This window comes from Marinobacter pelagius (assembly GCF_900114925.1).
GTDB classification, from domain to species: domain Bacteria; phylum Pseudomonadota; class Gammaproteobacteria; order Pseudomonadales; family Oleiphilaceae; genus Marinobacter; species Marinobacter pelagius.
In genome coordinates this window covers 442,228-454,120 of record NZ_FOUR01000003.1, presented here as the reverse complement: position 1 = coordinate 454,120, position 11,893 = coordinate 442,228, and the positions used below count along the sequence as shown (strand labels likewise).

Sequence of the window (11,893 nt, the reverse complement as noted above, 5' to 3'; positions counted from 1 at the left end):
CGTTTCAGTCGGGTCGCGTGACTTGCACCACTTTCAGGTGCAGCGGGTTCCGGCCCTTCACCGGCCATTCAATGCTGTCTCCGACACTCAGGCCGATCATTGCAGCCCCGGCGGGCGCCAGGATGGAGATCTTGTCGGGGCTGCCATCCGCCTGGTGCGGATAGACCAGCTCGAGCTTGTGTTGCTTTCCGCTATCCTGATCCTCGAAAAGAACTACCGAATTCATCACTACAACGGTTTCCGGTATTTCGGACAAAGGTCGCAAGTCGGCACGGCTGAGTTCTTCTTCCAGTCCGTCGGCAACGCCGGTGGGATCGGTGGTTTTCTCAAGCAGCGTGGCAAGGCGATTGTAATCCTCTTCGGCAACAGTGATAGCGGGCAAATCGGACATAGTGACCTCCAGGAAAAAGGAATTAACCGAGATAGTTTGGGTGCTTGTGCTGAGCCGTGCGTGCGTGCAGACCCAGCGTCAGGAAAGTAACGCTGTGGTGTGGCCGGATCTGCCATGAGGGGCATTCCGGAAAACAGTCAGAGAGGGAAAGGTTTGCAAATCAGCTGGCTCGGGTGATATTTGCAGGATTTCATCTGAATCTAGCTGTTCCTCCCGCAAAGAGCAAACGGGGTGCTGCAAGGAATCATGTTTACAGCGGTCAAGTGTCGACCTTGACCTGAGATTCCGGCAGTGGCTACCTGTGAGGTGGACAAGCACAGGAGTTCAACTCATGGATATCCGCCTGAAAAGAGCCTATGAGGCTCCCGCCCGCTCAGACGGCCCGCGCGTACTTGTTGACCGTATCTGGCCGCGGGGCGTTGCGAAAGAGGACGCCGACATCACCCACTGGCTGAAAGGGCTGGCACCGTCCACCGAGCTGCGCAAGTGGTTCGGACATGATCCGGCGAAGTGGCCGGAATTCCGTGAGAGGTATCTGGAAGAGCTGAAATCAGGTGATGCCGTTGAGGATCTTTCTGCACTCAAGAGCTTACTTGAAGAACATGACCGCATCACGCTGGTATTTGCGGCGAAAGACACCGAACACAATAACGCTGTAGCCCTTCGGGAGTTTATTCAGGCTGGGCTTTTCGGTTCCTTCGGTCGGGAAAAGTGACGCATATCATTGCGTCAACAGGCTGCCGGGTATAAAGGTATACCTATATGTTCTCAAGGAGGTGTGCCATGACAGTCAACGAAGGCCTTCGCCTGATGGCCGGTGTGTTTACGCTCATATCCATTTTGCTCGCCCATTATGTGAGCCCTTACTGGCTTCTGTTTACCGGGTTTATTGCCCTTAACCTGATCCAGTCGGCCTTTACCAAATGGTGCCCGGCGATGGTGATCCTGAAGAAAATGGGGTTGAAAGAAGAAAAGCCGGTTAGCTAAGTGGTGTGACAGGAATTGCCTACGCTGCTTGGTGGTATTGTCACTGAACAGCAGGAGTGCCGGCTTGGGCCCGTCGGACATGACTTTAGGGAATCAGGCTTTGCACCTTCGGTTGGAGGAGTTTGCCCATAAAGATTCATTGAAAATATAGCTATTATGGTCCATTACTGTTAGTACCTCTCTGATTGAGGTAACCAGCTGATGAGAAGTAAGGAGACCTGAATGATGAATGTAAAACGAAACCTCCTCGCTGTTTGCGCTGCGCTGGCCTTGAGTACACCAATGGCAGGCCATGCAGAGGATCAGGATAAGGGCGACGTCTGGTTGCCCAGTCTTGTTACGGAAACTCCACAGGAAGGTTTTGAATTGGCCATCAAGTTGTCCCGCATGGGCGTAAAAAGCACACAATCCGACAAGGAAGTGCTGTTCCGGGAGCGTGAAAAGTACGCCCAGAACGGTGAAGCATTGATTCATGCCTCTGAGGTGATTGCAGTTCACTTCCAGACAGTGGCCGCTGCCAACAACTACTGGAAGTGATGATTGCCATGGCGGCCGTTTAGGCCGCCATGGCAATAGTGGCAGCCAGGGACACAATCATTTGGTGACGATCATCGGCAAGTAATTGAATCCCCCGGTGGGGAACACAGCTCGCTCAGGCTGTTCAGCTGGCGCCGGTTTCAGGGTGTCGACAGCGGAAAGAAATTCTTCCATCAGAACCCTGAGTTCCATTCTCGCCAGAGGCGCGCCCGGACAGACGTGAATTCCCGCGCCATAGAGCAGATTCTGGTCACGATTCTTTCGGGGACAAAACGCATCCGGATCGCCGAAGACCTCTTCGTCCCGGTTTGCGGAGGCCCACAGAAGGGTGATTTTTTCTCCCGCCGGAATCGTTCGCCCACCAATTTCTACCTCCCGTGTTGTGACCCGGCGGTTGGACATCAGCGGCGCATCCATGCGGAGTATTTCATCAATAGCGTCGGGTAACGCATCGGGATCGTTCGTGAGACTCTGTCTGAGATCTGGATGTCTTGATAAGTAATTCAGGAGAATTGATACGCTGGAGCTGATGGTACCCAGCTCGCCGACTGTCCAGTTTCGCAGGAGACTGGTGAGTTCCTTATCGGTCATTAGCTGACCATTTACAGCCTCTTCCATCAGGGAGGTGGTGACATCCCGGGGAGCATTGGCGCCGGCTTTGCGGCGGAATTCCAGCAGATCATGAATGTAACCGTCGAATTCTCGGGCTACCTCAGCCATGGCATCCCGGTCACCGGCGAGGGTTGCTCGGTGGTTTTTCAGCACCCAATCCCGGAGTGGTTCATGGAGGGATGCGGGCCATCCCATGAAGGCGCACTGGATCTGCAGTGCGAAAGCCCGGCTGAACTGTTCGACAACATCAAACGGTTGGCCGTCAGGCAGGTTACCGACCAGATTACGGGCTATGCGACGGCAGGTTGGCTCAAACTTTTCCATTGCCTGGTGTGAAAAGTAAGGCTCGACCACCTGGCGATAGGGAGTGTGCTCGGGCGGATCCATTCCATTCGGCACTGAAAGATGGCTGGATACCGCACTGCTGAAGGTCTGATGATCTTCCAAAACCCGCATGACATCCCCGTGCCTGAACAAGGTCCAGTGCTGATAGTCGCTCCATGCCACCGGGCATCGCGCCCGCATGGCATCGTAGGCCTTTACCTGGTCTCTCAAAACTTCAGCAGTTCGCGGTTTCCAGTCGGGCTTGCGGGAGTCATCTGCCATTGCTGATCCTCGTGACAAGTGCATGTTTTGTCAGAGTATCAGGGCGCCGGAGTGTCTTCTTGAAGATAAATCAACTGGTCTGTGGCCAGATGATCTGAATCATCTGGTTGTGAGAAACTATCAGACCTGCTCCCGCACCAGCATGATCTTGATATGCCCAATAGCTTTCATGGGGTTGAGTCCCTTGGGACAGTATGCGGTGCAGTTGCCAATGCCCCGGCAGCGAAATACGCTGAACGGATCCTCCAGTTTTGCCAGACGCTCCCGTGTGGCGGTATCGCGCGAATCCACCAGGAACCGATACGCCTGAAGCAGCCCCGAGGGCCCGATATACTTCTCCGGGTTCCACCACCAGGAAGGGCAGGCGGAGGTGCAGCAGGCGCAGAGGATGCACTCATAAAGTCCATCCAGCTTTGCCCGGTCTTCAGGACTCTGGAGGCGCTCGATGGCCGGTTCGGGATCATCATTGATCAGCCAGGGTTGCACCTGTTCGTACTGTTTGAAGAACAGGGACTGATCCACCACCAGATCCCTTATCACGGGCATTCCCGGTAACGGGCGAATCTCCAGTGTGTCCTTCTTACCCATAATATCCGCCACTCTCGTGATGCAGCCCAGACCGTTGCGGCCATTCATGCTGAGGCCGTCAGAGCCGCAAACACCTTCCCGGCAGGAACGACGAAACGAGAGTGTTGGATCGCGGGTTTTGAGATGTTCCAGGACATCGAGAACCATGCGGTTGCGGAATTCACCGTCAACTTCGATGTCTTGATTGTAGGGGGCGTCATCCTGTTCCGGGTTGTAGCGATACAGGCGAACAGTAAAGGCCGACATTTTACTACCCTCCTGGAATTTCATTCATTTTCAGTATGGGTTTAAGATCAGGTTAGCAGATGGGGGGTGATTTTGTGGCAGCCGATAGTCCGGAAAGTCAGGAATCGAAACGGTTGGCCTTTGTCGGGGGCCGCGACGGTTTGGCCGCGGCTGTGGCGTTTGCCCGGCAGGGGATCACCCAGTATGAGGCTGCCATCCGGGAATCGGATTCCGGTGGCAATCAGTACGGTGCTGCCTACCGTGAAAGCCTGCTGGCATCCATCAGGGTGTATAGGAAGTACCTGCAGAAACACGAAACCCCGGGCTGACCGGGGTTTCATGAATTAGATGGATTCAGGTAATGCAGCACTAATACATCTCCAACCGGCCAATATCCCTGGATTGCAGGCGGGCCTCGGCCTGTTGACTGGATGCGAGCTCACGGAAGAGTTCCGCCTCACGATTATTCTGGGCGAGTTTGGCCCGCAGCTCATACATTTCTGTGAGCGTTTTGTGTGAGCCCAGAATGTTCTTCAAAATATCCTGAATATCGTGGCAGCCGGTACACGCCGGTATCTGACCCGGAATCCGGCGGCTGTCGAACTGCTGGGAGTCAACCAGCCAGGCATCCATCAGATCGTCGTCGGCATCCTGCAGGAAGTCCTCCATGGCTTCTGCCTGGATATGCTCACGGCTCGCCAGAAAACTGAGTGCCATTTGCATGCGCTCATCCGTCTGTGCATCGGCTAGCATTTCATACTGTTGTTCGAGCAGTTCGTGGTATTCGGTGATCCACTCGATCAGGTCTTTCAGTTGTTTGAAGGCCATAGCGCTATCTCCTCCACTCAGAACTGGAAACGCGGGAACAGCACATCCCGTTCCAGATAGATTTGCTCGGTAAGCCGGAAGTCCAGGCTTTTCAGTTCCCGGTAGAAACGCCTCCAGGAACGGCAAGCGGACTCCGGTGCATGGTAGTCGCGGGTCATCTCGCGAAGCTTTTTCAATTGCTCTTTGATGATTGAATGCTCCTCGTTCATCTGAGCAATCGGTGTTTCCGGTCTGGGCGGCTGGTCATGCACCATCTTGGTCAGCACGTGGGTGTTTTCCCGCTCAATGTGATCCTTGAGCGTACGCTCCAGGTTCTTGATAGCGAGGGTAATGCCTTTGGGCACATCAGGGCTTGCCCTATGAACCGCTTCGATCTTGCGGGCAAGTCTGTGAAGCTCTGGCAGTTTCGCAAGATGGCCGGCATCGTAACCTCTCGTTATCAGCTCCAGCAGGACATCTGTATCCAGTTCCTCAATCGGCGGTTGTTGATTGTTCATTGCTCATCCTCCTCTCTTGCTTTAACATACATATAAAATACATTTTAATAGGTGTCAAGAATTGTTCTCATTTTCCTGACGCATCGGGAGGCGGAGATGAACTGCAACAAGCCGGAACACATTAAAGAGAAGGTCTGGGAGCAGCACCTGAGATGGCTGGATCTTGTAAGCGATGAGTGCAGATCCAATCAGCTCAAGCGTCAACGCGAGAAGCGTAAAGGAGGTGGAGCCCGTGAACATCAACGCTGAAGTGACACCGGAGGCCCGTGACTATCTGGTCGCTATACTGACGAAACAGGAAGTGCCGGGAATGGCAGCGCGGGTCTATGTGGAGAAAGGCGGCACCCAGCAGGCCGAGACTTGTCTGGCTTTTTGTCCGCCAGGCCATGAATCGACCGGGGATGTGAGGAAAGACTTTGAAGAGCTGACTCTGTATTTCGAGGCGGCCAGCGTGCCCTACCTTCAGGATATGGAGATTGGTGTTCAGGGCGAGGGGAAGCTCCAGAGCCTGACCATCAAAGCGCCGCATTCCAAAAAGCCGGCAAAGCCACCCAAAACTTTTGTTCTGTCAGAGAGCTGTGAAGCCCTGCGGGTTCCTTCCGGTGCGTCCACAACACTTCCGGAGGGGGCGTCCGTCTCCATAACCCAGGCACTCGGTGGAAGTTTCACGGTCAAGTATGAGGGTAACCTGTATCGCCTGTCTCCGGAGGTGACTCGCCGTCTGGGGTTTCATTCAGACGCCATCCTGTTCGAGCCACCGGGAGATGGCCGGATCAATGAGCAGCAATGCTGGGATGCATTGCGCCTGGTTTATGACCCGGAAATTCCGGTGAATGTTGTCGGCCTGGGACTCATCTATAAACTGGATTTTGACCAGGATAAGCATTTTGTCCGTGTTGAAATGACGCTGACATCACCAGGTTGCGGCATGGGCGATATTATCGCTGGCGACGTGAAAGACAAACTGCTGCAAGTTCCCTGGGTCGAAGATGCAAGAGTCGACATCGTATTTGATCCTCCGTGGAGCTACGACAGCCTTGATGAGGAAGCGCGTCTGGAACTGGGGCTGATCTGAGTCGGTCAGCTTACTTTACGATCATGCCCGGGCGCGTTTAACCCGAGCAGATGGTTCCTGACATCGGGCAATTTTCCATGAACCTTTATGCAGTATTCTGGGCAGTGACCATGTCCAGTGATCGGAGCGAAAGGTGAACCCGGATTGGCAGCCACATCCCGAAAAGTTCGAGATTTTCCCCTGGAACAGGAATTTCGAAACAGGCCTTGAGGAAATTGACGAGCAGCACAAGGTGCTGGTCGATATTCTCAATAGGCTTGCGTGGCATTTCGCTTCCGATGCTTCCAGAGTCACCTCTGGCCATGTGCTGGACGAGCTACTCTCGTACGCAGCCTACCATTTCAAGTCTGAGGAGAAGATCTGGCAGGAAGCACTCGGGGAATCGGATATGGCCAGAAACCATCACGATGCCCACCAGATGTTTTTTGCCCAGATCCAGACGCTCAAGCAAAGCCATGGCACCGAAGAGGAAAGGCTCTCAGAGCTATTCGATTATCTGACCCGGTGGCTGGCGTTTCACATTCTGGAATCGGACCGGCGTATGGCACTTACCGTCAAGGCGGTGAGGGGCGGGCTGTCTCTCGAAGAGGCCCGGGAGCAGGTGGATTCGGAACTCAGCGGGTCCGTCTCGGTGCTGGTGAATGCTCTGCTCGAGATCTACGCCAAGCTGTCTTCGCTTACGGTTCAGTTGCTGCAGGAGAAGATGGCGCGGCACAGGGCCGAGGTTGAGCTGGACCGGCTTCAGCGAAAGCGGTGATGCCTCGATCTTGCACCTACCCACCGCTTTCATCCTTCAATATAAGCCTTTTGTGAGCTTAATCAGGCGGCCGGGAACAGTATGCTCTGAAAGCTGACATCCCATTCCAGTCCATCCAGCAGGTTCTTCAGTGCAAGCCCCAGCTCAGTGTCTCCCTCAATGACCAGGCGACGCTGGAAGAAGAGCTGATCCGGATCCTGGCGCCGCTCGGCCAGGGTTCGGAATGCCGACAGGGAGCCGCGGATGGTGGCTTCCCCTGGCCCGTTGACTACTCTCAGCCTGCCTGACCAGAAACCCAGGGTTATGCCCGGCTGCCCCCCATTGAGTTCCAGGCGGATCCGCCGGCCCTCGAAATCATCAAATTCGCCTTCGGCCATGGCTTCGGCGAACAGGCGGTTCAGCGGGGCCTCGGCTGCCAGCTGTTTGACCGGCATGGGAATGCGCTGGTCGATGGCACCGAGCACCGGGGCGGGAGAGGGGAGGTACTCCCGGAGTACTGCCAGGGACTGGTTGAGTAATGGGTGGTGTGCGGGGAACGGTGGCAGTTTGGGTAGCGAGAGGTGCATGGCCGGCTCCGTTATTTGGCTCGGGAGCAGGGTAGGGGAAATCTGGTTTGGGGGCTTTGATATAACTCAGGGGTGGGGTCTGAAGAAAGCCTTCTTCTGACCCCGGGTTAACCTGGGAGTTGGACTTAAGATGGGGTCAGAAGAAGGCTTTCTTCAGACCCCTGGGGTTAAAGTTGGGGTCAGATGAAGGCTTTCATCTGACCCCGTCTTCGGGACCTTCAGCGGTGCAGGCCTTCTTCCACGGCCCAGACGGCCACTTCCACCCGCGAGCGGAGGTTGAGCTTTTTCAGCAGGTGCTTCACGTGCACTTTTACGGTGCCGTCGCTGATGTCGAGTTTGCGGCCGATCATTTTGTTGGACAGGCCTTCGGCGATCAGGCGCAGGATGTCTTTTTCCCGGGGCGTGAGGGTGTCAAAGTCAGGGCGTGCGGTCTGTTGTGGCTTGTTGGAGCGCAGGGCCTGGGCCAGCAGGGTGGTCAGGCGGTCGCTGATCACCATCTTGCCTACGGCGGCCTGGTGCAGCTGGGCAATCATTTCCTCGGGTTCCATGTCCTTGAGCAGGTAGCCGTCGGCACCGGCGCGCAGAGCGGCCACAACGTCATCTTCCTGGTCGGAGACGGTGAACATCACGATGCGGGAGCTCACATTCTGTTCCCGCAGCTTCTTCAGGGCCTCGATGCCATCCATTTCCGGCATGTTGAGGTCCATGAGGATCAGGTCCGGCTCCAGCTCAGTGGCCATGCGGATGCCGTCGGCGGCATTGCTTGCCTCACCGATCACTTCCATATCGTCTTCCATGTCCACCAGCTGCTTGATGCCCTGGCGCAGGAGGGGGTGGTCATCGATCAGCAAAATACTCGCGGGTGATTCAGGCATTGTCTCTCTCTTGTCGTCAGGCACTGGAAACTTCGGTTGGAATCAGGTTCCTGCTCTTGGGGACGAATGTTAGCGTGACTTCCACGCCGCCTTCATCCCGGTTCTGCACATTTACCTGTCCGCCCAGGGTTCGGGCTCGGTCCTGCATGATGATCAGGCCGTAGTGATTCACTGGCTGGTCGCCGCCGGGCAGGCCTTTGCCGTTGTCCCGGATCCGGGCCTTGACCTGCGGAGATTCGAACATTACGTCCACCGAGATCTCCGTGGCGTCCGCGTGCTTCACGGCATTGGCCAGCCCTTCCCGGACAATCTGGAGGGTGTGGATCTCTTCATTCGGCGACAGGGTCTGGGGCGGCAGGTTGTAGTTCAGCTCCACCGGTTTGCCCAGTCGCTCACTGAATTCGTCAATGGTTTTTCTCAGGGCCGTTGCCAGATCCGGGGTGTCCAGTTTCAGGCGGAAAGTGGCAAGCAGTTCCCGCAGTTGCCGGTAGGCGCTGTTCAGGCCGGTACTGAGTTCGTCCAGGATTGCAGCGTGCGCTTTCTGCTGGTCCCCCTCGATGTTGAGCCGCCGTAGGCGGGCGACCTGCATCTTCAGGTAGGAAAGCGACTGGGCCAGGGAATCGTGAAGTTCCCGGGCAATCACGGTGCGCTCTTCCGCCAGGGTCAGTTGCTGTTCCTCGGTGATCTGACGTTCGAGGTAGATGGCCGTGGCCAGCTGGTCGCTGAGGGTTTCAAGCAACCGGCGGGCGGTCTCGGACAGTCCTTTCTCACTGGGGTACCAGACTTCCAGGGTGCCCAGCAGCAGGCCCGGGGTCCGGATCGGCAGCAGCAGGCGCCGGCCATCGTTGTTTTCCACCGGCAGGTCATCGTAGACCTCGGGCGTTACCAGACAGGCGTTGCAATGGTGATCACGGCAATAGAACGGGCGCTCCTTGGTGGCCGTGGTCACGGCTCTCACCGGTTCCGCCGACTCCCGGTCGTGGAGGTACAGGTGAATCGGCCCGATACCCAGTAATTGCTCAAGATCCTGCAGCATGGGAACAGCCCCACTGCACAGGTCATGGTTGGCAAACAGGCCACGACTGGAGGAATGCAGCAACTGGAGTGCGGCATGGCTCTTCTCCAGCTCCTCGGTCTTGGACCGGACCCGCTCTTCCAGTTCGTAGTAGGTGAGGGCCAGTTCACTGGTCATCTGGTCAAAGGCCTGCCCCAGCTGGGCCAGTTCATCCGAGCCTTTCAGCTTCGCCTTGTGGGAGAAATCCTGTTCACCCACCGCCGTGGCAATACCCACCAGTTTGCGCAGCGGACGCAGCACCCGGTTCTTGAGGTCCAGGAACAGGGCGATCACGATCAGGATAGAGAACACCAAACTGATAATCTGGATCAGGTGCAGCAGGTCGATCCGTGCTTCGGTGCGTTGTTCGAGCATGTTTACCATGGCATCGACTTCCGCCACATAGTGTTCCGCGGCGTCGAGCATGGCCGGCGTAACCGGTGCACCGGCCGGATGGTTTTCCATCGCTGGCCGCAGTTCGTCTCGCCAGGCGTCAAGGATGCTCTGGTACTGCGCGCTCAAAGGGTGATCGACGGCCTGGGGCAGGGCATCGAGGATGGTGGCATCGGAGAGTTTTGCGCCGTATTCGTCCATCATGCCGGCGAGGCCCTGCTCATCTTCCCTGTGGGCCCCGGTTGCCGCCGCATGGGACAACAGATTGAATGCGCCCATGCGCAGCGCCCCGGCCAGGTTGATGGCGGTGGCGTTGCCCTCGATGCTTTTGGAGACCGCGAGCGTGGTCGCCATGCTGACGACGGCGGTCAGCACGATGGCGCCAACGACGATGGCGATACGGTTAACTAGGGGGCTTCTGGATTTCATGCTGTCAGTTGCACGACGCCTTGTCGAAAGTTTGCTGGCGGGGGCCTCAATTATGACCGCACTTCACCGTCCGTGATACCTCCTTGAGGATAGTCAATTACCCCGATAGTTGGTAACCCATCATAGTCTTTGACCCTTTGAGGATCAAAAGATGAGACTAAAAGTTGGGTTATCAAAGGTTAAGGCTATGACCGTGCAAATGGATCCGGATGACGACACGCTGGCGTCGCTGTGGGTAGTGCTGCCCCTGGCGTTGTTCGGTTTTGTCGTGGCGGCCGGATGCTGGACGTTATTTGCGGTGGCCGGGGTGCATTTGCGGGCGGAGCTTGAACTGTCCAGCCTCCAGTTCGGCATTCTGCTGGCAGTGCCCATGGCAGTAAGCGCCTTGCTGGCGGTGCCTGCGGGTCTGGCAGCCCGCAAATTCGGCGCAAGGAACATCATGTTGTTCTGTCTGGCCGGGCTGGCCCTGTGCATGGTTTTCATGCTTACCGCCGATACCTACTTCGGTTATCTGTTTGTCGCCAGCGGTCTCGGTTTGGCGGGAGGGTTCTACAGTGCCGGGTTGCAATTCGTGACCGGTCATTGCGAACCCCGTAGGTTGGGCCTGGTGCTGGGTACTTTTGGCGCGGGCGTGACCGGGGCAGGCTTCAATTATTACCTGGTCCCGTTATTCCATGAGGCCTTTTCCTGGCACGGGGTGCCTTTAGCCTACCTGATTGTTCTGCTCCTGATCCTGGCGTTACTGATGCTGCTCACCTCCTCCGAGGACTCCCGGGCCGAGCCTGGCAGCGAAACCTCGGTGCGGATATTGTTACGCCAGCTCAGGCATCACCGGACCTGGCACCTGTGTGCCTATTTTGGCGTGGTGGCGGGCAGTTTTTTTGCACTGGCACTCTGGCTGCCGGATTACCTGGCTTCCCAGTTCGATTTGCCGGTGCAGACGGGGGCCAGTCTGGCCCAATGGTTTGTCATTCCCGGTGCCCTGGCGCAGGTTGTCGGTGGCGGGCTGTCCGACCGTTTCGGTAGTGGGCGGGTGATCAGCCGGTCATTGCTACTTTGCCTGGTCTCACTTTTTGTCCTGTCCTACCCGCCGATGACGCTCTTCATCCGCGGGGTGGATGACACCATCCGGTTGGAGTTTGCACTGCCTCTGATGATGGAAGGCGCGTTTGTGGTGCTGCTGGGGGTAGCCCTGGGCTGTGCCATGGGCAGCCTGCAGCGCCTGGTCATTCTCGGGAACCGGTCAGTCGCTGCGTTTGTGGCGGGTCTGCTGCTGGTTGCGGCCAGTCTGGTTGCCTTTGTCCTGCCCGTCGTCTTCGGGGCCGTGAACCACTGGCTGGGTATCCGCAGTGCCGTGTTCATGATCCTTTTCCTTCTGTTGTTCAGCTGCCTGTTCCTGTTTTCCCGGGACAGCCGCGAGCACGAACGTATGAGCCTTCTCCACCCGGGGATATAGATCGCCTACCACCAGGG

The 11,893-nt window shown here is 56.7% G+C and carries 14 protein-coding genes and 1 pseudogene; 7 read left to right on the top strand and 8 right to left on the bottom strand.

The genetic code is table 11. The features are described from left to right. Window positions 1-4: 4 nt before the first annotated feature. On the bottom strand, window positions 5-391 hold the full coding sequence (rnk, locus tag BM254_RS09165; protein ID WP_092002008.1) for a nucleoside diphosphate kinase regulator: 387 nt from the start codon (window positions 389-391) through the stop codon (window positions 5-7). A gap of 331 nt (window positions 392-722) precedes the next feature. On the opposite strand from rnk, the gene BM254_RS09160 reads away from it, so the two are divergent. From BM254_RS09160 to BM254_RS09150, 3 genes are all read left to right on the top strand, one after another. Then, window positions 723-1,106, top strand: coding sequence for a DUF488 domain-containing protein (locus BM254_RS09160; RefSeq protein ID WP_092002005.1), 384 nt, complete (start codon window positions 723-725; stop codon window positions 1,104-1,106). A gap of 68 nt (window positions 1,107-1,174) precedes the next feature. Beyond that, window positions 1,175-1,378, top strand: a complete 204-nt coding sequence (locus BM254_RS09155; RefSeq protein WP_092002002.1) for a YgaP family membrane protein — start codon at window positions 1,175-1,177, stop codon at window positions 1,376-1,378. A 222-nt stretch (window positions 1,379-1,600) separates the two neighbouring features. Continuing rightward, a complete protein-coding gene (locus BM254_RS09150) occupies window positions 1,601-1,915 on the top strand; it encodes a hexameric tyrosine-coordinated heme protein (protein WP_245777407.1) in 315 nt (104 codons plus the stop codon). 57 nt (window positions 1,916-1,972) lie between these two features. On the opposite strand, the gene BM254_RS09145 is transcribed toward BM254_RS09150, so the two are convergent. Next, the gene (locus tag BM254_RS09145) at window positions 1,973-3,133 is read right to left on the bottom strand and encodes a cytochrome P450 (protein ID WP_092001999.1); all 1,161 of its coding nucleotides are present in this window, start codon (window positions 3,131-3,133) and stop codon (window positions 1,973-1,975) included. Window positions 3,134-3,253: 120 nt separating this feature from the next. Further along, a pseudogene (locus tag BM254_RS09140) lies at window positions 3,254-3,967 on the bottom strand (succinate dehydrogenase iron-sulfur subunit); the annotation flags it as partial. A 74-nt stretch (window positions 3,968-4,041) separates the two neighbouring features. On the opposite strand from BM254_RS09140, the gene BM254_RS09135 reads away from it, so the two are divergent. Continuing rightward, window positions 4,042-4,275, top strand: coding sequence for a hypothetical protein (locus BM254_RS09135; protein WP_139227051.1), 234 nt, complete (start codon window positions 4,042-4,044; stop codon window positions 4,273-4,275). A gap of 40 nt (window positions 4,276-4,315) precedes the next feature. On the opposite strand, the gene BM254_RS09130 is transcribed toward BM254_RS09135, so the two are convergent. Continuing rightward, entirely contained in the window at window positions 4,316-4,774 is a 459-nt protein-coding gene (locus tag BM254_RS09130; protein ID WP_092001988.1) for a hypothetical protein, read from the bottom strand. A 17-nt stretch (window positions 4,775-4,791) separates the two neighbouring features. Further along, window positions 4,792-5,271 carry a hemerythrin domain-containing protein gene (locus BM254_RS09125; RefSeq protein ID WP_092001985.1) on the bottom strand — a complete coding sequence of 160 codons (480 nt, stop codon included), beginning with the start codon at window positions 5,269-5,271 and terminating at the stop codon, window positions 4,792-4,794. A gap of 232 nt (window positions 5,272-5,503) precedes the next feature. Here BM254_RS09125 and BM254_RS09120 point away from each other — a divergent pair, with 232 nt between their 5' ends. Together BM254_RS09120 and BM254_RS09115 are read left to right on the top strand one after the other, a co-directional pair. Continuing rightward, on the top strand, window positions 5,504-6,346 hold the full coding sequence (locus tag BM254_RS09120) for an iron-sulfur cluster assembly protein (RefSeq protein WP_092001982.1): 843 nt from the start codon (window positions 5,504-5,506) through the stop codon (window positions 6,344-6,346). Window positions 6,347-6,479: 133 nt separating this feature from the next. Further along, the gene (locus BM254_RS09115) at window positions 6,480-7,103 is read left to right on the top strand and encodes a bacteriohemerythrin (protein WP_092001980.1); all 624 of its coding nucleotides are present in this window, start codon (window positions 6,480-6,482) and stop codon (window positions 7,101-7,103) included. Window positions 7,104-7,165: 62 nt separating this feature from the next. On the opposite strand, the gene ubiT is transcribed toward BM254_RS09115, so the two are convergent. The 3 genes from ubiT to BM254_RS09100 all read right to left on the bottom strand — a co-directional run bounded on the left by ubiT (window position 7,166) and on the right by BM254_RS09100 (window position 10,420). Then, complete coding sequence (gene ubiT, locus BM254_RS09110; RefSeq protein ID WP_092001977.1) at window positions 7,166-7,669, bottom strand: ubiquinone anaerobic biosynthesis accessory factor UbiT; 504 nt, start codon at window positions 7,667-7,669, stop codon at window positions 7,166-7,168. Between the two features lie 218 nt (window positions 7,670-7,887). Next, window positions 7,888-8,544 (bottom strand): two-component system response regulator NarL, encoded by a 657-nt coding sequence (gene narL / locus BM254_RS09105; RefSeq protein WP_092001974.1) that lies wholly within the window; start codon window positions 8,542-8,544, stop codon window positions 7,888-7,890. Between the two features lie 16 nt (window positions 8,545-8,560). Next, window positions 8,561-10,420, bottom strand: coding sequence for a histidine kinase (locus tag BM254_RS09100; protein WP_092001972.1), 1,860 nt, complete (start codon window positions 10,418-10,420; stop codon window positions 8,561-8,563). A 187-nt stretch (window positions 10,421-10,607) separates the two neighbouring features. Here BM254_RS09100 and BM254_RS09095 point away from each other — a divergent pair, with 187 nt between their 5' ends. Next, entirely contained in the window at window positions 10,608-11,876 is a 1,269-nt protein-coding gene (locus BM254_RS09095) for an MFS transporter (protein WP_092001969.1), read from the top strand. The last annotated feature ends 17 nt before the right edge of the window (window positions 11,877-11,893 follow it).